This window comes from Limnobacter humi, assembly GCF_024518835.1.
GTDB classification, from domain to species: domain Bacteria; phylum Pseudomonadota; class Gammaproteobacteria; order Burkholderiales; family Burkholderiaceae_B; genus Limnobacter; species Limnobacter humi.
This window is the reverse complement of sequence record NZ_JANIGO010000003.1, coordinates 401,473-422,926: the sequence shown is the minus strand read 5'-3', so window position 1 is coordinate 422,926 and position 21,454 is coordinate 401,473. Positions and strand designations below refer to the sequence as shown.

The 21,454-nt window shown below is 57.3% G+C and carries 17 protein-coding genes; 10 read left to right on the top strand and 7 right to left on the bottom strand.

Annotation, left to right across the window (positions count from 1 at the left end; translation table 11 throughout):
- Positions 1-16: 16 nt before the first annotated feature.
- The 6 genes from NQT62_RS11245 to NQT62_RS11220 all read right to left on the bottom strand — a co-directional run bounded on the left by NQT62_RS11245 (position 17) and on the right by NQT62_RS11220 (position 4,857).
- Positions 17-781 (bottom strand): DUF3426 domain-containing protein, encoded by a 765-nt coding sequence (locus NQT62_RS11245; RefSeq protein ID WP_256764799.1) that lies wholly within the window; start codon positions 779-781, stop codon positions 17-19.
- Positions 778-1,695, bottom strand: a complete 918-nt coding sequence (gene prmA / locus NQT62_RS11240) for a 50S ribosomal protein L11 methyltransferase (protein WP_256764798.1) — start codon at positions 1,693-1,695, stop codon at positions 778-780. Before prmA ends, NQT62_RS11245 begins: the two co-directional genes overlap by 4 nt.
- A 1-nt stretch (position 1,696) precedes the next feature.
- Entirely contained in the window at positions 1,697-3,049 is a 1,353-nt protein-coding gene (gene accC, locus NQT62_RS11235; protein ID WP_256764797.1) for an acetyl-CoA carboxylase biotin carboxylase subunit, read from the bottom strand.
- A gap of 17 nt (positions 3,050-3,066) precedes the next feature.
- The gene (accB, locus tag NQT62_RS11230; RefSeq protein ID WP_256764796.1) at positions 3,067-3,525 is read right to left on the bottom strand and encodes an acetyl-CoA carboxylase biotin carboxyl carrier protein; all 459 of its coding nucleotides are present in this window, start codon (positions 3,523-3,525) and stop codon (positions 3,067-3,069) included.
- A 220-nt stretch (positions 3,526-3,745) separates the two neighbouring features.
- Entirely contained in the window at positions 3,746-4,261 is a 516-nt protein-coding gene (locus NQT62_RS11225) for a TlpA disulfide reductase family protein (protein ID WP_256764795.1), read from the bottom strand.
- Complete coding sequence (locus tag NQT62_RS11220; RefSeq protein ID WP_256764794.1) at positions 4,258-4,857, bottom strand: hypothetical protein; 600 nt, start codon at positions 4,855-4,857, stop codon at positions 4,258-4,260. Before NQT62_RS11220 ends, NQT62_RS11225 begins: the two co-directional genes overlap by 4 nt.
- Positions 4,858-4,919: 62 nt before the next feature.
- On the opposite strand from NQT62_RS11220, the gene mpl reads away from it, so the two are divergent.
- The 7 genes from mpl to mtgA are packed head-to-tail and all read left to right on the top strand — an operon-like array spanning position 4,920 to position 12,010.
- Positions 4,920-6,329: a UDP-N-acetylmuramate:L-alanyl-gamma-D-glutamyl-meso-diaminopimelate ligase gene (gene mpl / locus NQT62_RS11215; protein ID WP_256764793.1), complete on the top strand. Its 1,410-nt coding sequence runs from the start codon at positions 4,920-4,922 to the stop codon at positions 6,327-6,329.
- Between the two features lie 2 nt (positions 6,330-6,331).
- Positions 6,332-6,976: a YqiA/YcfP family alpha/beta fold hydrolase gene (locus tag NQT62_RS11210; RefSeq protein ID WP_256764792.1), complete on the top strand. Its 645-nt coding sequence runs from the start codon at positions 6,332-6,334 to the stop codon at positions 6,974-6,976.
- Positions 6,973-7,551 carry a chorismate--pyruvate lyase family protein gene (locus tag NQT62_RS11205; RefSeq protein WP_256764791.1) on the top strand — a complete coding sequence of 193 codons (579 nt, stop codon included), beginning with the start codon at positions 6,973-6,975 and terminating at the stop codon, positions 7,549-7,551. Before NQT62_RS11210 ends, NQT62_RS11205 begins: the two co-directional genes overlap by 4 nt.
- Positions 7,548-9,548 (top strand): ribonuclease catalytic domain-containing protein, encoded by a 2,001-nt coding sequence (locus tag NQT62_RS11200; protein ID WP_256764790.1) that lies wholly within the window; start codon positions 7,548-7,550, stop codon positions 9,546-9,548. Before NQT62_RS11205 ends, NQT62_RS11200 begins: the two co-directional genes overlap by 4 nt.
- Positions 9,548-10,411 carry an energy transducer TonB gene (locus tag NQT62_RS11195; protein WP_256764789.1) on the top strand — a complete coding sequence of 288 codons (864 nt, stop codon included), beginning with the start codon at positions 9,548-9,550 and terminating at the stop codon, positions 10,409-10,411. Before NQT62_RS11200 ends, NQT62_RS11195 begins: the two co-directional genes overlap by 1 nt.
- A 5-nt stretch (positions 10,412-10,416) precedes the next feature.
- Positions 10,417-11,277 (top strand): shikimate dehydrogenase, encoded by an 861-nt coding sequence (gene aroE / locus NQT62_RS11190; protein ID WP_256764788.1) that lies wholly within the window; start codon positions 10,417-10,419, stop codon positions 11,275-11,277.
- A complete protein-coding gene (mtgA, locus tag NQT62_RS11185; protein ID WP_256764787.1) occupies positions 11,270-12,010 on the top strand; it encodes a monofunctional biosynthetic peptidoglycan transglycosylase in 741 nt (246 codons plus the stop codon). The genes aroE and mtgA overlap by 8 nt, the downstream gene beginning before the upstream one ends.
- 27 nt (positions 12,011-12,037) lie before the next feature.
- Here mtgA and glnE read toward each other — a convergent pair whose 3' ends face one another.
- The gene (gene glnE / locus NQT62_RS11180; RefSeq protein WP_256764786.1) at positions 12,038-14,758 is read right to left on the bottom strand and encodes a bifunctional [glutamate--ammonia ligase]-adenylyl-L-tyrosine phosphorylase/[glutamate--ammonia-ligase] adenylyltransferase; all 2,721 of its coding nucleotides are present in this window, start codon (positions 14,756-14,758) and stop codon (positions 12,038-12,040) included.
- A gap of 75 nt (positions 14,759-14,833) precedes the next feature.
- On the opposite strand from glnE, the gene NQT62_RS11175 reads away from it, so the two are divergent.
- Genes NQT62_RS11175 through tldD form a run of 3 tightly spaced genes read left to right on the top strand, consistent with a single transcriptional unit; the run spans position 14,834 to position 21,298 of the window.
- Complete coding sequence (locus tag NQT62_RS11175; RefSeq protein ID WP_256764785.1) at positions 14,834-18,943, top strand: YhdP family protein; 4,110 nt, start codon at positions 14,834-14,836, stop codon at positions 18,941-18,943.
- Between the two features lie 24 nt (positions 18,944-18,967).
- On the top strand, positions 18,968-19,813 hold the full coding sequence (locus NQT62_RS11170) for a carbon-nitrogen hydrolase family protein (RefSeq protein ID WP_256764784.1): 846 nt from the start codon (positions 18,968-18,970) through the stop codon (positions 19,811-19,813).
- 15 nt (positions 19,814-19,828) lie between these two features.
- On the top strand, positions 19,829-21,298 hold the full coding sequence (gene tldD, locus NQT62_RS11165) for a metalloprotease TldD (RefSeq protein ID WP_256764783.1): 1,470 nt from the start codon (positions 19,829-19,831) through the stop codon (positions 21,296-21,298).
- Positions 21,299-21,454 lie beyond the last annotated feature (156 nt).

Below are 21,454 nucleotides of genomic sequence, written 5' to 3'. Positions count from 1 at the left end.
CTGTGTTGGAAATGGGTCAATGTGGGTCAAGCAAGCTGACCCGAAAGCCGGTGGTGGCGCTGTCGGGTAACTGCTCGTTGAGTGTTTGGGTATTCAAGTATGCCAGCACTTCCACGGTTTGGCGGACCCGAATGGGTAGCGCGTGTTCAGCCGTTGGTCTGGTGCTTGCGCTGCTGGATTGGGATTGGCGAACTTCATATTCAGCAGGTCGGATCAGTTTGCTCGCCATGACCAGGCCCTGGGGGTCCAGAAGGTCTACCTTCAGTACTGGCCAATGCACCGGCAGTGGGCCGCGGTTGAGCAATGTCAGGTCAACCCGCAGTGTATTCTCGTCCAGTGCGGTGAGCCCACTGCCCTCCAGCACCAATGTGCGCCCTGGTTGGCTGGCTGCCAGTTCAATAACCCAGGCGGGAAGGCCTGCTTGCTGGAAAACGGGCAAGTATTGAAGCCAGCCATGGCGCGACCACCACAGGCCTTGCAGAAGCAGAAGCGTCAGCAAACAACCGCTGGCCCAGCGTTGCTGGCGGGTTAGTCGGATGGCGGGCTTTGGGTCCGGCGCAGTGGTTAGAAATTCCGGGCCAGGTGGTGGTGGGTTGGCCGTGGCTGGTAGGCTGATGTGTGTGGTCTGCCAGGCGTCGGCATCGGCTGCCGTCAGGTGGTCGATGCCAGAAAACACCTGTTGGCAATGACCACATCGCACTTGCCCTTGGTGAATTTGCAGCTGCCCCGAGGTGACCTTGAACAGGGTATTGCAATGGGGGCAGCGCGTGGCCAGGCTCATGGCTTTGTGCCATGCAGGCAAACCCAGCCATCGCGTTCAGCCCACACGCGCATGGGTATCCACTGCGCGTAGTGGGCGATCACTTCGTCAGCCTGGCGAGCCAATACGCCCGACAACACCAAGTGCCCGCCAGACGCCACATGGCCACACAGAGACGGTGCCAGCACTTTTAACGGGTTGCTCAAAATATTGGCCACCACCACTGGAAACAAGCGCTTGGCCAGATCGAAGTCTGGCAGGCCGCAGGGCATGTTCACCGCGTTATTCTGGGCGTTGTACGCGGTGCTTTCGACGGCTTGCGGGTCAATGTCAACACCAATGGCGGCAGAGGCCCCCAGCTTGAGCGCGGCAATGCCCAAAATGCCTGATCCGCAGCCATAATCAAGTACGGCCTGACCGTTTAGGGTGTGTTGGCACAACCAACGCAGGCACAGGGCAGTGGTGGGGTGCGAGCCGGTGCCAAAGGCCAAGCCAGGGTCCAGCACCAGGTTCACCCGGTTCCCGGTGTTTTCGGGAGCGTGCCAGGAGGGCACAATCCACAGCCGTTCGGTGATTTCGATTGGATCGAATTGGGACTGTGTCAGTCGAACCCAGTCTTCCTGCGGCACCTCGGAGAACTGAACGTCATCCATGGTGAAAGCCGTGTCACAGGTGTCGTCTGCAAACAAACTCACGATTTCACCGAATATTTGCTCACCCTCAGCCCGGTTGCGAAACAGGGCCACCACATGGTTGGTGCCCCAGGCAGCCTGTTCGGGCTCCATGCCGGGTTCTCCAAACAGGGGTTGTTCGTCTTCACTGTCCGCGTTGGCGTCTTCCAGGCTGACCGCCAGCGCGCCCAATTCCATGAGTGCATCAGACACCTGGTCGGCGAGGTCAAACGGCAGGGTGAGGGTGGTTTGGACGAGGTTCATGTCACTTGACGACGCGGTGTTCGAGCTTGTGCTCAAGATAATGAATGCTGGTGCCACCTTCAATGAAGCGCGCATCGTCCATCAATTCCCGGTGCAGTGGAATGTTGGTCTTGATGCCGTCCACCACGGTTTCAGCCAAGGCTTGACGCATGCGGGCCATGGCCTGTTTGCGGTCTTCGCCAAAGGTGATGATTTTCGCGATCATGGAGTCGTAATGCGGTGGTACGTTGTAACCCGAATATACGTGGGAATCAACACGGACCCCTGGGCCGCCGGGCGCGTGCCAGGCTTTGATGGGGCCTGGTGAGGGTGTGAACTTGAACGGGTCTTCGGCATTCACGCGGCACTCAATGGCGTGTCCACGGAATTCAATGTCCCGCTGGCGGAAGCGAAGCTTTTGGCCTGCCGCAATGCGAATCTGTTCCTGAACAATGTCCACACCGGTGATGAGTTCGGTCACCGGGTGCTCAACCTGTACGCGGGTGTTCATTTCAATGAAATAGAACTCGCCGTTTTCGTACAGGAATTCAAAGGTGCCCGCACCTCGATAGGCAATCTTCCGGCAGGCTTCGGCACAGCGTTCACCAATCCGCTCAATCAGCCGGCGTGGGATGTTGGGCGCAGGCGCTTCCTCAATCACTTTTTGATGGCGGCGTTGCATGGAGCAATCCCGCTCACCCAGCCAGACCGCGTTTTTGTGCTCGTCGGCCAAAATCTGGATTTCAATGTGGCGTGGATTTTCCAGAAATTTTTCCATGTAGACGGCCGGGTTATTAAACGCCTGGCCGGCTTCCGTTTTGGTCATGGTGACGGCGTTGAGCAGTGCTGCTTCGGTGTGCACCACCCGCATGCCACGTCCACCCCCACCGCCTGCGGCCTTGATAATGACTGGGTAACCGATTTGTCGTGCAATTTTCACGATTTCGCGCGGATCGTCTGGTAACTCTCCTTCAGAACCCGGCACGCAGGGCACGCCCGCTGCAATCATGGCGCGTTTGGCCGACACCTTGTCGCCCATCAGCAAGATGGACTCAGCTCGGGGGCCGATGAACACGAAGCCGCTTTTTTCAACCCGATCCGCAAAATTGGCGTTCTCAGACAAAAAGCCGTAACCCGGGTGGATGGCTTCGGAGTCGGTCACTTCGGCTGCGCTGATGATGGCTGGAATGTTGAGGTAACTCTCTTTGGAGGATGCCGGACCGATACACACGGATTCATCGGCCAATTTGACGTATTTGGCGTCAATGTCGGCTGTGGAATGCACGGCCACGGTTTTGATACCCAGCTCTCGACACGCTCGCAATATGCGCAAGGCGATCTCGCCCCGGTTGGCGATCAGGATTTTTCCAAACATGGTGATCGTCCTCCGACCTACTCGATGATGAACAGCGCTTGACCAAATTCAACAGGTTGGCCGTTGTCCACCAGAATGGCTTTCACCACACCGGCTTTGTCGCTTTCGATTTCATTGAGCAATTTCATGGCCTCAATGATGCAGAGGGTTTGGCCTTCCTTGACGGTGCTGCCAATTTCAACAAAATTGGAGGCCCCGGGGCTGGGTGCGCGGTACAGGGTGCCGACCATGGGCGATGTCACCTTGTGACCGGTTTCCACCGTTGGCGTTGCCGGTGCAGCCGCGGCAGCTGTTGCCGCCGCAGCCGCTACGGGCTGCTGCGCTGCGGGTGCCATCATGGTTGGTGTAGCCATGGCGTACTGTACGGGCTGGCTTTTGACGATTCTTACTTTGCCTTCGCCTTCCGTCACTTCCAATTCGGAAATGTCGGATTCAGCCACGAGGTCAATGAGGGTTTTGAGCTTTCTGAGGTCCATCTACGACTCCATCGAGGAGGTTGATCGTTTGGGCCCGACTCTTGGGACGGGCCATCGAGGTGTGTCGCTTGGTGCTGCTCATCAGCGCTTAAATTGGGTTTAAGTTCGTTGAGTGTGCGCCCAATTGCGATCTATTTCTAGTTGGTACTGCCGAAATATGCTGCGTATTTTCCGATGGTGCAACTGCAGCAATTTCGAACCTGCGTGAGCATACAACAATTTACCGAACCAGTGCTGCCTTGATTTCATCAGAATGGATTCTGCCGGCTTTGGTGAGGATTTTTTCACCATCTGCATTCAAAATGACAGTAAAGGGTAATCCGCCCTGGGTATTGCCCAGCTTTTTGGCCAATTCTGTGCCGGTTAGTCCGCCAAGTACCACCGTGTAATCAACTGGGGTTTTTTCGAGAAATTGCTTCACGTTGGTGGGTGAATCAATGGCAATGCCAATCAATTCAATGTTTTTCGCCTTCAGTTCCGGGTACAAGGCATTCAGTTCGGGCATTTCTTCCACGCAGGGTGGGCACCAGGTGGCCCAGAAGTTCACCACCACCGTCTTGCCTTTGAGCGCGGCCATGTCCAGTGTTGTGCCTTGCGGGGTTTCAAAGGTTTGCCCTGCCAGCGGGTACGTCGGATGGGTTCCGGTTGGGGACAAACCCAGCTGGACGGATGCAAAAAAACCAATCGCCAGGGCCGCGATGCCGCTCAATACTGGAATCCACTGCTTGTTCATCATGCCTCGAGTAAGCGGGTCAGGCCCGCGATGTCAGTTTGAAACATAGACCCTTCGCTGCTGCTTCGGTTCAACAACCCACGGCGTTGTGCCGGGCTGGCCACACCGAGTTGAACCCACCGATTTTTCCACTGAAATGCAACCGCCGGAAACACCTTGCCGGCCAGCAGGGCGTCCTCGCAGGCGTCGAAGGCCATGTTTTGGTTGAGCAGCCAGTAGTCCACTTCTTTTTCGTCGTCTGAAAACACCAGCAGGTGGATGTCTGAATGGGCACTGCCAGTGCCGTTCACCAAGGCACCGTACACAATCGGCTCGAAATGGGCCAGTTTGTGCATCAATTGCAGGGTTATTTCACGCAAATCACGCAGTTCACCGGGTTGGGTGTCCGCCAAAAACAAGGCTTGGTAGGCCCGCACTTCATCCTGAATTTCAGCATGGCTTGGAATGCGGTCGCGGGCAAGGCGTTCGCGGCCGGCCACACTTCGAACCGCTTGATTGCAGGCTGAACCGTAGTCCAATCCGTCTTCAGCAATCAATCGGGCTGCAGCCATGGCAATTTCGCGGCGCAGATCGTCTTCCGGGGGGGTGAATTCGTCCATCGCCAGAGTGTATCCAAATTCGGAGGCACTACAATATGCACTTGCGCTGACAGGACAAAACAATGCACATCCACATCCTCGGAATTTGCGGCACCTTCATGGGTGGCGTGGCCCAGCTGGCCAAAGCCCTGGGGCACACCGTGACCGGTTGCGATGCCAATGTTTACCCGCCCATGAGCACACAGCTCACCCAGGCGGGCATTGCGCTCACCGAGGGGTTTGGCGTGGAGCAGTTGGCCATCCAGCCTGATTTGTGGGTGGTGGGCAATGTGGTGTCACGCGGCAACCCACTGATGGAAGCCATCTTGAACCAAGGTTTGCCCTACACCAGTGGCCCCCAGTGGGTGGGTGAGCATATATTGCGTGGCCGTACAGTACTGGCGGTGGCGGGTACGCATGGCAAAACCACAACATCATCCATGCTGGCCTGGGTGTTGGATTGTGCTGACCAAAAGCCTGGTTTTTTGATTGGGGGTGTACCGGGTGGGTTTGATGTATCGGCACGGCTGGGTGAGGGTTTGGCCTTCGTCATAGAAGCCGATGAATACGACACTGCATTTTTTGACAAGCGGTCCAAGTTTGTGCACTACCGGCCCCGTGTGGCGGTGCTCAACAACCTGGAATACGATCATGCAGACATCTTCCCCGATTTGGCCGCCATTGAAACCCAATTTCATCACTTGGTGCGCACCGTGCCAGGTGAGGGTCGCATTGTTTGCCCGGCCAATACCGACAGTCTGAAGCGGGTGTTGAAACGCGGTTGCTGGACCCCGGTGGACCATTTTGGCGTACAGGGCCAGGGTGTATTGGGCGATGATGTGCCCTGGCAAGCCCGGCAGTTGGGTGCCTCGCGCTTTGAGGTACTGCATCGGGGCACTGTGGCGGGTGTTGTGGATTGGGCCTGGTCGGGCGTGCACAACATCAACAATGCGCTGGCGGTGATGGCGGCAGCGCAGGCCTTGGGTGTGCCAGTGGCCACAGCCTGCGAGGCTTTGTCCAACTTCCCGGGTGTGAAACGCCGCATGGAATTGCGGGGTGAGGCGGGCGGTGTGCGGGTGTACGATGATTTTGCCCACCATCCCACGGCCATCGACACCACGCTGGCTGGTGCCCGGGCCTTGATGAATGAGCTGGCTGCCCGAGAAAACCGTCAGCCAGGCCGCCTGATTGCCTTGTTTGAGCCGCGCTCCAACACCATGAAAATGGGCACGCTGGCGCAGGCTTTGCCCGCCTCGTTCAGTGCGGCTGATTCGGTGCTGTGTTACACGGCGGGCATCAGTTGGAATGTGAACGACACGCTGAGCCCACTGGGCGAACGCTTGTTTTCCAGTGCCAATCTGGACGATGTGATTCAACGGGTGGTGGCCGATGCCAGTGCGGGCGACTGGGTGGTGGCCATGAGCAATGGCGCTTTTGGCGGCATACACCAGCGCTTGCTGGACGCCTTGACTCAACGCCAGCAGGTGGTCTGACCATGTGGCCTTTTGTGCTGGAAAGCCCTGGCGGATTTTCCGCGCCACCTCAACCGTTGGATTGGGTGGTCTATTTGCACGGCTTTCGTTCCAGCTCGCGGTCGGTGAAAGCCCAAAAAACCATCGACGCTTTTGCACAGGTTGGTCTCGGCGACCGCCTGTGGGTGCCCGATTTGCCAGCATCGCCAGCGCAGGCGCTGGCCCTGGTGGAAGACGAGTTGCGTATTCGCCTGCACAACAACCCACGCTTGCGATTGGGGTTTGTGGGCAGTTCTCTGGGCGGTTTTTATGCCACGGTGCTGGGTGAGCGCCATTTGAATGCCCGTGTGGCATTGCTCAACCCCGCTGTGAAGCCGTATGACGACTTGCAAGACCAGATGGGTCGCCAGGCCGTGTATTTCTCGGATGAGGAAATCGAGTTTGTTCCCGCCTACCTGGATGAGTTGCGCGCCATGGAGACCACGCAGTTAACGCGGGCCGACCGTTACTTTCTGGTGGCTGCAACCGGGGATGAGGTGCTCAGTGTTGCGGCCATGGTGGCCCGTTACCCAGGCGCCCACCAGTTGCGCGTGCAGGGTTCAGACCACGCGCTGAGCCACTTTGATGAGCAGCTCCCGTTTGTGCGCCTCTTTCTGGGGCTGGCATGAGCGCAGTGCGTTGGCATGCCACATGCCCGGTTTCCTGGCCGGCCTGGGCCAGGGATTGGGCCTGCACCACAGGGTCCCTGACGTTGCGGCTGAAAGGCCTGAACCGGGGTTTTGAGGTGCAGCCGGTGGTTCAACGGATGACGGTGGTGTCGCCGCGAACCTTGCCGGGTGCTTGCCGCGTTCCCCGCCGGGTGATGCGCCAGCGCCTGGTGCGCCTGGCGGTGGGTGGGCACGCGGTTGTGCTGGCGCAAACAGTGATGACGTTCAACGGACAAGCCAGTGACTGGCCATTTTGGCGCCGGCTCGGGAAGCGGTCTCTGGGGTCTGTGCTGTTTACCGATCCGCAGGTTCATCGAGGGCCTTTGGCGTTTGCCAGTTTGCCTGTGCAAACCCCCTGGATTCAACAATTGATGGATGAACAAACGGCCTGCGCCGGATGGGATGTGGAATTGAAGACGATGCGGACTGTGTATGCCCGTTGTGCGCGGTTTGAACGCCGCCCAGGGCACACGCCGCTGTGGGTGATGGAGGTGTTTCTTCCAGCCTTGAACCATTTTAAGCAGGACACAGCATGAATCTGTATTTTGAGGAAGCCGGCGCTTTCAAGGTGGGGCGTGTGCTTCAAGAGCAGGGCAATGCCTACCAGGTTGAAACCTTGCATGGCAAGCGCACCAAAGTGAAGGCCAACAGTGTGTTCCTGAAGTTTGATGTGCCTGACATGGCTGAATTTGCCGAAAGCATCGAAGCCCTGTCCAAGGAAGTCGACACCGAGTTGTTGTACGCGTGTGCGCCCGCCGATGAATTTGAGTTCACCACCATGGCGCAAGAGTATTTTGGAGAAAAGCCGGGGGTGGTTCAGCAGGCAGCAATCCTGCTGGCCCTGCATGCGGCCCCCATTCATTTTCACCGCAAGGGCCGCGGCATGTACAGGGCTGCGCCTGCTGATATTTTACAGGCTGCTTTGGCTGGGCTGGAGAAAAAGCGTTTGCAGGCGGAGCAGCAGGAGGCATGGGCCGATGCTTTGGTGCGCCGTGAATTGCCCGATCCATTCCTGAAACAGGCAGCGGTGTTGTTGGTGCGGCCCGATAAAAACAGCCAGGAATACAAGGCCCTGATGCTGGCCTGCACACGTGCAGGCCGTTCACCCGACGTGTTGCTTTTGGAGTGTGGTGCCTTCAACAGTGTGCACGAGATGATGCGTGCCCGGTTCGCAGCCGTTCATTTTCCGCGAGGCACCGAGATTGATCTGCCTGCACCAGCCGTGCCCGCTGATTTGAATGAACTGCCAATTGCACCGGTGCGCGCTTTTTCCATTGATGACATTTCCACCACTGAAATTGACGATGCATTCAGTGTGGTGATGCTGGATGGCAACCGCGCCCGTGTTGGTGTGCACATTGCGGCACCGGCCTTGCTGATTGAACGGGGCAGCCCGCATGACAAAGTGGCCCGTGATCGGTTGTCGACGGTGTATGCACCGGGCGACAAGATCACCATGCTGCCCGCCAATGTGGTGGAGTTCAGCACCCTGGCGGAAGGCCGCACGGTGCCCGCTGTCAGTTTGTACGTGGACGTGGATACAGAAACAGGGGAGGTACTGGGCACGCACACCAGCGCGATTGAACAGGTACCGATTGCCGCCAACCTGCGCCACAATCACCTGGATGAGGCGTTGAGCGCCGAGGTGCTGGAGGATGAGTCACTCAGCGAGTTGCCCGCCGTGGGTGAATTTTTCCCTGCACTAAAGGTGCTGTGGACCTGCGCCAAGGCATTAAAGGCTGAGCGGGAACGTGTGCGCGGGCAACCGGAGAAGCATGCCCGCATTGATTTCAATTTTTATGTGCACGATGACGGGACGGTTGACATTGTGCCCCGTCGCCGCGATGCGCCACTGGATATTTTGGTGGCTGAGTGGATGATTTTGGTGAACCGGGAGTGGGGCGGCTTTTTAAGCCAGCACAAGGTGACTGGCATTTACCGCATTCAACCACCGATGGGCCGCGTGCGCATGTCCACCCATGCGGCGCCTCATGCTGGATTGGGTGTGCCTCAATACGCATGGAGTACCTCACCCCTGCGCCGTTATGTGGATTTGGTCAACCAACAACAACTCATTTCATTGCTGCGTTCAGAGCCTCCGGTATATACCGCCACTGACGCCGATCTGTTGTCCGCGGTGAACAGTTTCGACATCACATACAAGGCATACGCTGAATTTCAACAGAGCATGGAACGCTATTGGTGCCTGCGCTGGATCCAGCAGCGCCAGCGGAAGCAATTTGATGGCGTGGTGGTGAAAGACGAATTGGTGCGACTGGATGAAATCCCCTTGTTTGTTCGATTGGTGGGGGTTACGTCGCCGGGTCGTGGTGTCCAGGTTGAGGTTGAGCTGGATGAGGTGGATGAGTTGACGTTGACGGTGTCCTGCAAACTGATTGCCTTGAAAAAAGGCACGCCCACACGCTTGCTGGATGACGAGGAGCTGGATGAGCTGGTGTCTGAAGAACCAGCTGGTGAAACCGCCGGTGAAGCAGTAGACATGACGCCCGGCGATGGGGAGGCTGCTGCCTGATGGTGATGGGTTTTCAAGGACGGGCATTCAACCTCCAGAAAGCCTTGTTGCTGTCGGTGGTTTTGCATGGGGTGTTGCTGAGCATTCACTTTGCGAAACCCAATACCGACAAGCCGTTTCGCGCGCCACTCGAAGTCATTTTGGTGAATGCCAAGTCAGCCAAGGCACCGGAGCAGGCGCAAGCCATGGCCCAAGTGGCCCTGGACGGCGGCGGGCAGGCTGACCAGGGTCGGGCAACCACTTTGCCCAGCGAGGCTGAGGATGAAGTCATTCAGCGTGAGTTGATGGCCCGTCAGAAGCAGTTGCAGGCATTGGAGCATCTCCAGCGCGAATTGACCGGGGGTGGCCTGCGATATTCACCCCATGACCCTGCACTGGGGCATGTGGAGGGCAAGTCAGCCACGGAGTCGACCGATAGTCGCAATGGTCAGGATGACAAATCCCAACGGGCGCTGGAAATGAAGCGGTTGCAAGCCCAGATTGCCGACAACATCAAGAGCTACAACGAGCGCCCTCGCAAGCATTTCTTCTCGCCACGCACTTCACCGTACCTGTTTGCCATGTATGAAGAGGCCTGGCGACACAAAGTCGAGTCCGTGGGCAATACCCATTATCCCGATGAGCTGAAAGGAAAAATTTACGGCAAACTGCGATTGACTGCATACATCAAGGCCGATGGCAGTCTTGAAGAGGTGGAGATTGACAGGTCTTCCGGTTCTACGGTTCTGGACAGGGCGGCTGTGCGTATTCTTCGGCAATCTGCACCGTTTCCACCGTTTTCTTCCGACATGCGGCAGAAAATTGATGTGCTGGCCATTACCCGCACCTGGGTGTTCAGCCGTGATGAAATTCGAACAGAGTAGACACCATGAGTACACCTTTGCGTTTGGTGGTTTTGGGCAATCCGATTGCGCACAGCAAGTCGCCAGCCATTCATCGGGATTTTGCCAGTCAGTTGGGCCTGTCTGTTCAATATGAGCGTGTGTTGGCCCCGCTGCAAGGCTTTGACGGCACGGTTCGTGCCCTGCGTGCTGCTGGCGTGGCGGGTGCCAATGTCACCGTTCCCTTCAAGCAGGCCGCCTTTGAGTTGGCTGGCCAATACAGCGAAGGAGCCCAATTTGCAGAGGCAGCCAATACCTTGGTATTTTCACCGGAAGGTATCTACGCCGACAACACCGATGGTGGAGGGCTGTGTCGAGACTTGAATCGTCAACTTCAGGCTCACCAGTTGAGCCTGGCTGATTGCGAGGTTTTACTGCTGGGGGCGGGTGGTGCCGCCAGTGGCTGTATTGCAGCCTTTAAACAGCACGGCGTGCAGGCTTTGACCATTTTGAACCGCACGGTTCACAAGGCTGAGGCCCTGGCCTTGCGGGCCAACCGCATTGGTTTGCCAGCAACTGGCGCTGGCTTTGATACAAAAGCCATTGCCACCGGTTTGCCCCGGGTGGTGGTGAATGCGTCATCGGCCAGCCTGAACGGAGAAGTTCCTGTGATGGACGTTGCTTGGTATCGTGACGCGGTGTTGGCCTACGACATGATGTACGGCGCTGAAACCACCGCATTCATGAAGCATGTTGCCCGTGTGAATCCAGCACTGCTGATCAGTGATGGTTTGGGCATGCTGGTGTTCCAGGCTGCATTGGCTTTTGAAATTTGGACTGGGCGTACACCGGATGCGCTGATGACCTTGGCCCGCATGCGGGAAGGTTTGGGGCAGCAGCATGGCTAAACGCAACAATGCTCAGCGAAGCGCTGGTGGTATCGTATTTGCCCCGTTCCGTTGGCTATTCAAATTGCTGTTTTGGGCGTTTTGCGCAGTGGTGTTGTTGCAGTTGTGGTACTTGGCGCAAATCACCTACTGGGCACGCTTCAACCCCAGCAGCACGAGTTTCATGAACATCCGTTTGGAAGAAATGCGCAAAACCGACCGCAGTGCGCAGCTCAAACAGGCGTGGGTGCCGTACGACCAGATTTCGATGAACCTCAAGCGTGCAGTGGTGGCGGCCGAGGACAGTGGCTTCATGAGTCACTATGGTGTCGAGCCTGAGGCCATCGAAGTGGCCATTCAAAAAAACCAGCGCCGAGGTAAGGTCACACACGGTGGCTCTACCATCACCCAGCAACTGGCTAAGAACCTGTTTCTGACCAGCAAGCGCAGTTACATTCGCAAAGCGCAGGAGTTGGTCATTGCCTTCATGCTGGAGGCCATTTGGGGAAAGCGCCGCATTCTGGAGGTGTATCTGAATGTGGTGGAGTGGGGCAACGGTGTTTACGGTGCGCAAGCCGCGTCGAGCTACTACTATGGCGTGAATGCCAGCCAGTTGAGCGCTGCCCAGGCGGCACGGCTGGCCAGCATGCTGCCGGCCCCCAGGTACTTCGACAAACGCCGTGCGTCCCCATTTTTGGCCCGAAAAACAGCCACGGTCCAAGCGCGGCTTTACCAAGTGGCTGTGCCCAAGTAACGCCACTGTGGCGCTGGTTTGGTGGGTTTATTCTTCGCCCATCAGTGTGGTCCACAAGGCCTGAATGGGTTTGCGCAGGGCCATCATGGCGGGGTCACTGCTGCGACTTTTTTCATAACCAGCCAACCGCAGCGCGTGTTGTTTGGCCCGCAGCAGTCGGTAGGCATCGGCCACGCTCAGCGCCAAATCAGCGGGTATCAGGCCCAATTCGCCCGACTTTTTCAACAACGCAATATTGCCTTTGTTCTTGGTGAGCGCCGGGTGCTGGTGGGAATGGCCCAGGACCAGTGCTTGCACCATGAACTCCACATCCACCATACCGCCACGGTCGTGTTTGACATCGAACAGCTCGGTGGGGTTGGGGTGGCCCTCGAGCATTTTGTGGCGCATGGAAATCACTTCCCGTTTCACCTCAGTCCAGTCGCGGGGCAGGCAGAGGATTTCATCCCGCAGCGCTTCAAACCGCTGCCCAATGTGCGCATCTCCCACGCAAAAGCGGGCGCGGGTTAGGGCTTGATGCTCCCAAAACCACGCGCCCACGCCGCCTTCACGGCGCTGGTAGGCTTCAAAAGAGTCCACAGTACTGACCAGCAAGCCCGCTTCGCCGTTGGGGCGCAAGCGGAAATCAGTTTCAAAGAGCGTACCGGCAGCGGTGTGGGTGGTCAGCCAGCGGTTCACGCGTTTGGCCAGACTGGCATACAGTTCAGGCGCGCGGTCGTCGTCGTCTTCAAAGAGAAAAATCATGTCCAGATCCGATGCATAACCCAACTCTTTCCCGCCATGTTTGCCGTAGGCGATGATGGCAAATTTGGGTCGCTCCAGGTGACGTTTGGGCACCTGGCTCCAGGCGGATTCCAGAACCACCTCCAGTGTGCAGTCGGCCAGTTCGGACAACAGGTCAGACACCACTTCCACCGTGAGCAGGTTTTCAAGGTCTTGCGCCAGCACCCTGAAGAGCTGTGCATGGTGCTGCTCACGCACCAGGTCCATCTGACGTTCTAGGTCGGGTTGGCCATCGGGGGTTACCGCGTGGGAAAGCGCTTCACGAAGTTGTGCTTTCCACTGGTTGAAATTCGGTGGCGCCAACAAGGTGCGGCTGTCGAGCAATTCATCCAGCAAAATGGGGTGGCGAATCAGAAAGTGTGCCGCCCAGGGGCTGGCTGCCAATATGCGGCTAACGCGCATGCGCGCCACTGGGTATTCATCCAGCAGCGAGAGGTAAGCACCCCGGCGGGATACTGTCTCAATCAGATCACAACAAAATTTCCAGCAGGTATCAGGCTCATTGGATGAGCCCGCAGCGGCGAGCAATGCGGGCATGAGCCGATCCACTCGTTCCCGGTGGGCGGTGGGCAGTGTTTGGTAACGGCCCGACTCGATGAACTGTTGATAACGGTCCTGGGCTGCTTGCGGGTTTTTGAAACCCTGGGTGAGTTTGTCTGGCCAAGGCAGGGACAGGTCTGCAGTTTCCTCGTCTTCGGCTTTGTCGCCAAACACCAAATCAAAGTGGTCGGCCACAAAGGCCATGTGCTCGGTCAAGGTCTGTTGAAATTGCCCGGCGTCCTGATACCCCATGGACAAAGCGATGCGCTGCACGTCGGCCTCGCCAGCTGGCAGGCGGTGTGTTTGCGCATCGTCCACGTATTGCAGGCGGTGCTCCACATCCCGCAGAAAATGGTAGGCTGCCACCATGCGTTCAAATTCGTGGGTGTTGAGCAATCCCAGTTCGACGCAAATCGCCAATACATCCACCGTGCGCCGGCGCTGCAGCTTGGGTTCGCGCCCGCCGCGTATTAACTGGAAGGCTTGGGCGGTGAATTCAATTTCCCGAATGCCGCCACGGCCCAGCTTGACATGCACGGTGCCCGGGTGTTGGTGTTCGCGTTTGTTCACTTCGCTGCGAATTTGCGCATGCAGGGCTCGCAAGGCCCGGATGGCTCCGAAGTCAAGGTACTTCCGGTATACAAAAGGCCGAATGATGCTGTTGAGGTTGTTGAGTGATTGCTGGAAAGCTTCATCCTGCTTGGGGTTTACCGTCCAGTTGATCACCCGGGCCTTGATCCAGGCATACCGCTCCCATTCCCGGCCCTGCACCATGAAGTATTCTTCGAGCATGTCCAGACTGACGACCAATGGACCTGAATCGCCATTGGGGCGAAGGCGCATGTCCACACGGAACACAAAGCCATCCTCGGTCACCTCGGAAATCAATTTGATCAGCTTGCGGCCAACCTGCGTAAAAAATTCGGCATGAGACTGTTTGCGGCCGTTGGGGCCACCCAGGGTTTCGCCATCCTGGTTGTACAGAAAAATCAGGTCAATGTCGCTGGATGCATTCAGCTCCAGCCCGCCCAGTTTGCCCATGCCCACCACCATCAGGCTGTCCTGCTGTTCAGGTTCGCCGTAGCGTTCTGCCTGGGCCTGGTGGCAGTGGTTCAGTGCAATTTGTACTGAGGCATCGGCCAAAAATGACAGCGCCTCGGTCACTTCAAACAATTCGGCCTGTTTGAGCAGGTCTCTCCGCATGATTTCTACCATGCTGCGCTGACGTGCCAAGCGCAGGGCTTTCATGAGGCCTGCTTCATCGGTCAAGCCCCGGGCGGGTTCCAGCCAGCGGTTGATGAGGGTAATCAGGTCCAGTGCTGGGTCTGTGTCTGCATTCCAGGCCGGAAAACGATTCAGCCAACGCTGGGCATACAGAGAATGGGTAGGCCACACGGCGTGGCAGAAATCCGGAGGGAGGCTCATGGGGTGGCAATACTCGACGGGTGCTTGGTTTTACAATAGCGTACACGATGTATCACCCCTTGTTGGACGCACTGCTTGCTGGACGAATCCACCCCTGTTGAGATCACGACCCCGATTGCCGTCGACCCATGGCACCGGGCTCGCACCTGGGCATTCTGGGCATTGGCCTCGCTGTATATTCCGTTGTGTCTGGTGCTGATCGCCCTGAAATGGTGGCTCTTGCCCCAGGTGGACTCCTATCGGCCGCGCTTGGAGCAATGGCTCAGCGTGCAAACTGGTCAGCCGGTGAAATTGGGTTCGCTCAAAGCCCAATGGACTGGCCTGAGTCCACAGATCACCCTGGAGGGTCTGCGCATTGTCAGGCCGGATGGAACGCCCGGTTTTGAAACACCGCTGGTTCGCATGGATTGGTCACTGCCCAGTTTGCTGGCCTTCAATCCCAACCTGTCCAATCTGGAAATCCACTCACCGGTGCTTCAGGTCCGCCGGCTCACGGATGGTGTGTTTGAGCTTGCTGGCATTCGCATGGTTCCAGATGGTCGCACCGACAATCCTCTTGTGGACTGGTTGCTTCGCCAGCGGCGTGTCTACTTGAGCGACATCCAGGTGGTTTGGCAGGATGAGCAGGGTGTTTGGCCCAATGCTGCCGTTACGCAGGGTGAGGTATTGATGCGCAACGGCTTTGGGCAGCATCGGTTGGGTGGTGAGCTGGTGCTGCCAGCAGTGGGGCAGCAGCCCATCCGGCTTCAGTCCCGGTTTAGCACACCATTGTGGGCCACACAGCCCGGTAACCTTCGGGACTGGTCCGGTGTTCTGTTTACAGATTTCAAACTCGACAATTCCGAGCCCATGGCCCGCTTGCTGAAACTCTTCAAGCTGGATGTGGGCCTGGAGGCAGCCAATGGCCGGGTGTGGGTGGATTTTGCCGAAGGTCGCGTGCAAGGTTCACTGATCGATGCCCATGTTGAGCGGTTCAGTTTGTCCAATCCCGATGTGGATTCACCGCCTTTCCGGCTCACACATGCCAGTGCATTGGTGGAAGTTCAGGGTGAACACTCGCTGTTCCGGCCCACCGCCATCACCGTGAAAAACCTGACCGGGCAGTTAAGCGGCCAACGTCGGTTTGGGCTAAGCCATGTCGGCCTTGCGCGCACTGAAATACAAAACGCCCTGAATTGGTCACTGATCATTCAAAACCTGGATGTGGAACAAGCCCGTTCGGTGGCCCGCGAACTGGCGCCGCACATTGGACAGGCAGAGGCACTGGCCCGTTTGGATGACTACGATGCATCTGGACGCATCGACAAGGCATTGTTGACCTGGAAAACACCAGCATCGCCGCCCGGTGCTGAGGCTGTGGGCGGCGGTCAGGTTGATCTGGCATTTCAGAGTGATGTGGCGTTTCGGGGCTTGACCCTGCTGCACACCAGTGAACGACAGACCAAGGGCATGCCAGTTCGCAAGCAGGTTACTGGATTTAGAAATTTGAGTGGTTTTTTTCGTGGCAGTAACCGGAGCGGTCAGTGGCAGATCACGGGCCAGCAAAGCAGCATAGCCTTGCCCGAGCTGTTCGAAAGCCCCAGCCTGGAATTTGCTGCACTTAGCGGGCAGGGGCATTGGGCAAACCTGTTGACGCCGGGCACCCCACTGGACGTGACCATCCAACAACTCCGGGTCAGCAATCCGGATTTGACGGCGGATGTACAAGGCAATTACCGATTTGTCGAACAAGGTGATGATGTGATGAACCTGCAGGGCAACTTGGAACAGGCACAGATTCAACGCGTTCCGAAGTATTTGCCACTGGTGGTCGGTGAGTCTGCTCGAAGCTGGTTACAAACGGCGTTGAAAGGCGGGGTGGCCCGACAAGGGCAGTTTGTTATCGAAGGCAAAGTGAGTGACTTTCCGTACGGTGAGGCTCGTTATCCAGGGCGTTTCAAGATCGATATTCCATTGACTGACGGCGAGCTGCAGTTTGCGCCAGACTGGCCCGACATCAGCAACATCCAGGGTAGAGCTGTGTTTGAGGGCAAATCCATGCGGATTGTTGCCGATTCTGCCGAAACCCAAGGGGTGCCGCTGCGCAACGTGGAGGCGAAAATTGCAGACCTGGGTGCCGCCAAAACGGTGCTGACTGTGGATGGGTTTGGCGAAGGCGAGCTCAACAACATGGTTGCCTATGTCAACAACAGCCCGGTGAGTAACTTGTTGGGGCAGGCTTTGAGCAAGGCCGATACCGAGGGCTTCGCACGCTTGTCCCTGGGGCTGCGCATCCCCTTGGATGCAGTTCAAAATACGGAAGTCAAGGGCAGTTTGCAGTTAAAGGGCAATGCCATCAAGCTGGTGCGTGGCATGCCCAAGGTGACCGCGCTGGACGGTAGCATCGGGTTTTCCAACAAAGGGCTTCGCATTGATCAGTTGCAGGGGCAGGCCTTGGGTGCACCCGTTCAAATCAAGGGCAGCACCGATGCCAGCGGCCGTATGGACATTCGTGCAACCGGCAATGCCCGCGCCGCTGGCCTCGCCCAATATCTGAACCCCCTGATAGAGCCCTATCTGGCTGGTTCTACGCCCTACAGTGTCTTGGTCAGCAGCCGCGGAAACCGTCTGGACATCGACATCAACAGTCAATTGCAAGGGCTTGAGGTGAAATTGCCTACCCCGCTGGGTAAAAAGGCCGATGGTCGTTTGCCCCTTCGAATTCAGCAGTCCATCAGCAACAACACCAGCCGTTGGACGGTTGATTTGGGGCCAGACCTCTCGAACCCCAATGCATCATCGGCCATGGCGGGGCAATTGCGTGCACTGGTGACTGAACGTGGTGAGCAAGCCGATGTTGATTCCCTGCAGTTTGTAATCGGCACACCGTTGCCGGTGCCCACGCCAGGTATTCAGGGCGATGTGCGGGTTGCCACGCTGGATGTAGACACTTGGCGCGCCATTTATGAGCAGATTTCCGGGGAGACCTCTGGCCGCAAAGGGGGTTCACAAAAACCGACCGGGTTATTGGGTGATTGGCTGGCCGACACGAGTGAAAGTGCTGCACGCATCCGTTTGCGTGTCCGTGCCGATAAAATCAATTTGAGCGGCAAGCCATTTGAGGGCGTGAGCCTGACCGCCCGCACTGTGGAGAAACGCTGGCAGTTCGATGTCAGTGCAAAAGGCGTGGATGGCTACTTCACCTGGGTCCAAGACAAAGCCCGCCCGGAGGGCGCGGTGCTGGCCCGGTTCAAGAAGCTGACCATTCCGAAGTCGTTGGATGGTGGCGTGAAAAAGCTGGTGGATGAACCCGCTTCCAGCATTCCAGCGCTGGATGTTCAGGCCGATGATTTTGTTATGAACGACCTGCGAATGGGCACCTTGACTCTTCGAGCACTGAACCAGACGCGGGATGAGGTGTTGTCCAATCCACAGCGCCAACGGGAATGGCGCCTGGAAGAACTGAAACTTGAAAATCCTGAATCAGTCACCACCGCCAAAGGCGTGTGGCAATACACCCCGGGCCTGGTCAACCAGCGCACCGACATTGACATCAGCCAAACCGTGAAAGACGCTGGAGGCCTGCTGGCTCGCCTGGGCATGAACGACGTATTCAAAGGCGGAGAGGGTACTCTGACGGGTCGTTTGCGCTGGAATGATGCACCCACCAGCATGGATTACGACAGCCTGAGCGGCCAATTCAAACTGAGCAGCCGCAAAGGCCAATTTCTGAAAGCCGATCCAGGTGCAGCCAAACTGCTGGGTGTGCTCTCATTGCAAAGCATTCCCCGGCGTTTCACACTCGATTTCAAAGACCTGTTTTCCCAAGGCTTTGCCTACGACACCATTGAAGCCGATGTCACCCTGAATGAGGGCATTGCAACCACCCGGAATTTCAAAATGACGGCGCCCAGCGCAACTGTATTGATGGATGGCACACTGGACCTGGACAAAGAAACGCAGAACTTGAACGTGGTGGTATTGCCCGATTTGAATGCCACAGGGGGCTCGCTCGTTTACTCCCTGATTGCAGCCAACCCCGCGGTGGGGATTGCCTCGCTGATTGCGGACTTTTTGTTCAAAGATCCGATTTCCAAAGTGTTCTCCGTTCAATACAAAGTGAGCGGTCCATGGGCCTCACCCACCATAGAGCGTCTGAAGAAAACCGGTGAGGGCAACAACGGCAGCGTCAATAGCGGTGGTTAAGCCGCCAACATCAGGAGAAGCAACATGATCAACCCCCGGCGTGCTGTGCGTGTGGCAGCCCTTCAAATGATCTCCACGCCAGTGCTGCAGCAGAATCTGGATATGGCCGAACGCTTGGTTCAGCGGGCCGCCGCGGAAGGTGCTGAGCTGTTGCTATTGCCCGAGTATTTTTGCCTGATGGGCCACAAAGACACTGACAAACTGGCCATCGCAGAAGCCATGGGTCATGGGCCCATACAAACATGGTTGTCCGAGGTGGCTGCCAGCAACCGGGTCAATCTGGTGGCGGGTACCTTGCCGTTGAAAGTGCCCGAGCCTGAGCTGCCGAACGCCACCCCCCGGGTGTTTAACAGCAGCCTGGCCTTCGACAGCAATGGGCGGTGTGTGGCCCGCTACGATAAAATCCACTTGTTTTGTTTCCACAAGGGCACCGAGAGTTACGACGAAGCCCGGGTTCTGAAGGCCGGTGATACACCCGTGGTGGCTGAACTGGCCGGTTTGAATGTCGGATTGTCGGTGTGCTACGACCTGCGTTTTCCCGAGCTGTATCGCCGCATGGGTGCCATGGCCGGGGCCTTGGACCTGATTTTGATGCCTGCCGCCTTCACTTACACCACAGGCCATGCGCACTGGGAGGTTTTGATGCGTGCCAGGGCCATTGAAAACCAGTGCTACGTGCTGGCTTGCGGGCAGGGTGGCTTGCACCCCAACGGCCGGCGCACCTACGGGCATTCCATGCTGGTGAATGCATGGGGAGAGGTCGAGGCCGTGCAGGTCGATGGCGAGGGCGTGGTGATGGGCACCGTGGACCCTGCTAAGATGATGGATATTCGGGCCAGCCTGCCAGCGTTGACCCACCGTGTGTTGTAAAAGGAACATCCATTCATGAACGTTGTAGATCCCACCATCGAAAACCTCGCCATCGCCCAAAACCTGCTGTGGACGCCGTATGGCATTGACGAACAGGTGGTGCATAAAGCTTTTGGCGAAATGTTTACCCACAAGGTGGATTTTGCCGACCTGTATTTTCAGTACGGGTGCGTGGAGGGCTGGTCGCTGGATGAAGGCATCGTCAAAAGCGGCAGTTACAACATTGAGCAAGGTGTGGGCGTGCGTGCGGTCAGCGGCGAAAAAACCGCCTTTGCCTATTCCGACGACATTGCGTTGAAACCCATTCTGGCGGCTGCCAAAAGTGTGCGTGAAATTGCCGCGCTGGGTAAAACAGCGAACCGCAACCTCAAAACCGGCAAAGGCTTTACCGCCAATTCAGGTTTGGCGCTGTATGCGCCACTCAATCCCATTCCATCCCTCAGCTCCACCGAGAAAGTGGCCCTGCTGAAGCGTTTGGAACAGTTTGCCCGCAAGCGGGACCCGCGTGTAAAGCAGGTCATGGCCAACATTGTTGGGGCTTATGATGTGGTGCTGGTGGCCCGCAGCGATGGTGTGCTGGCTGCTGATGTACGCCCCTTGGTGCGTGTGAACGTGAGTGTGGTGGTTGAACACAAAGGCCGCAGAGAAACCGGCAACTCTGGCGCTGGAGGCCGTTTTGATTTTGCGCGCTTCACCGACGAGTTTCTTCAAGCACACGCCCACAAAGCCGTGGATGAGGCTTTGGTGAATCTGGAGGCCAAACCTGCACCGGCTGGCGCACAAACGGTGGTATTGGGTTCAGGCTGGCCCGGCATTTTGTTGCATGAGGCCATTGGCCACGGTCTGGAAGGCGATTTCAACCGCAAGGGCAGCAGTGCGTTCTCGGGCATGATCGGTCAGCGTGTGGCGGCCAAGGGCGTGACCATTGTGGACGATGGCACGCTGGCAGGCCGCCGGGGCTCGCTAAACGTCGACGACGAAGGCAACAAAACCGAATGCACCACGCTGATTGAAGACGGCATTCTCAAAGGCTATATTCAGGACATCACCAACGCACGCCTCATGAAAATGCCCGTTACCGGCAATGGCCGTCGAGAAAGTTTTGCCCACCTGCCGATGCCCCGCATGACCAACACCTACATGCTCAATGGCGACAAAACCCCCGAGGAAATCATTGCCAGCGTGAAGGACGGGGTTTACGCCGTGAACTTTGGGGGTGGCCAGGTGGACATCACCAGCGGCAAGTTTGTGTTTTCTGCCTCATTGGCCTACAAAATCCAGAACGGCAAAATTACCCATCCGCTTAAAGGCGCCACGCTGATCGGCAACGGGCCCGACTCCCTCACCAAAATCTCCATGGTGGGCAACGACATGGCCTTGGACGACGGTGTGGGCACTTGTGGCAAAGAAGGTCAAAGCGTGCCGGTTGGTGTGGGGCAGCCCACCCTGCGGATCGACGGCTTGGTGATGGGTGGAACCCAGTAACTGGCAACCGTCCGGGCATGTGCTGTGTCAGCGAGACCACAGAAAACCTTGTTACAATCCAGTACTTGGCTTGCCTGGCACAGCAAAAATCGTTTAGAGTAAAGGCATGAATTTGACACACGCCCATTCTTTTTACGCGTTTTACAGCTTCTTTGC

Bases quoted from the DNA above. Each gene is read 5' to 3' on its own strand.
- NQT62_RS11245 (WP_256764799.1), bottom strand. From the start codon at position 781: ATGAGCCTGGCCACGCGCTGCCCCCATTGCAATACCCTGTTCAAGGTC.
- prmA (WP_256764798.1), bottom strand. From the start codon at position 1,695: ATGAACCTCGTCCAAACCACCCTCACCCTGCCGTTTGACCTCGCCGAC.
- accC (WP_256764797.1), bottom strand. From the start codon at position 3,049: ATGTTTGGAAAAATCCTGATCGCCAACCGGGGCGAGATCGCCTTGCGC.
- accB (WP_256764796.1), bottom strand. From the start codon at position 3,525: ATGGACCTCAGAAAGCTCAAAACCCTCATTGACCTCGTGGCTGAATCC.
- NQT62_RS11225 (WP_256764795.1), bottom strand. From the start codon at position 4,261: ATGATGAACAAGCAGTGGATTCCAGTATTGAGCGGCATCGCGGCCCTG.
- NQT62_RS11220 (WP_256764794.1), bottom strand. From the start codon at position 4,857: ATGGACGAATTCACCCCCCCGGAAGACGATCTGCGCCGCGAAATTGCC.
- mpl (WP_256764793.1), top strand. From the start codon at position 4,920: ATGCACATCCACATCCTCGGAATTTGCGGCACCTTCATGGGTGGCGTG.
- NQT62_RS11210 (WP_256764792.1), top strand. From the start codon at position 6,332: ATGTGGCCTTTTGTGCTGGAAAGCCCTGGCGGATTTTCCGCGCCACCT.
- NQT62_RS11205 (WP_256764791.1), top strand. From the start codon at position 6,973: ATGAGCGCAGTGCGTTGGCATGCCACATGCCCGGTTTCCTGGCCGGCC.
- NQT62_RS11200 (WP_256764790.1), top strand. From the start codon at position 7,548: ATGAATCTGTATTTTGAGGAAGCCGGCGCTTTCAAGGTGGGGCGTGTG.
- NQT62_RS11195 (WP_256764789.1), top strand. From the start codon at position 9,548: ATGGTGATGGGTTTTCAAGGACGGGCATTCAACCTCCAGAAAGCCTTG.
- aroE (WP_256764788.1), top strand. From the start codon at position 10,417: ATGAGTACACCTTTGCGTTTGGTGGTTTTGGGCAATCCGATTGCGCAC.
- mtgA (WP_256764787.1), top strand. From the start codon at position 11,270: ATGGCTAAACGCAACAATGCTCAGCGAAGCGCTGGTGGTATCGTATTT.
- glnE (WP_256764786.1), bottom strand. From the start codon at position 14,758: ATGAGCCTCCCTCCGGATTTCTGCCACGCCGTGTGGCCTACCCATTCT.
- NQT62_RS11170 (WP_256764784.1), top strand. From the start codon at position 18,968: ATGATCAACCCCCGGCGTGCTGTGCGTGTGGCAGCCCTTCAAATGATC.
- tldD (WP_256764783.1), top strand. From the start codon at position 19,829: ATGAACGTTGTAGATCCCACCATCGAAAACCTCGCCATCGCCCAAAAC.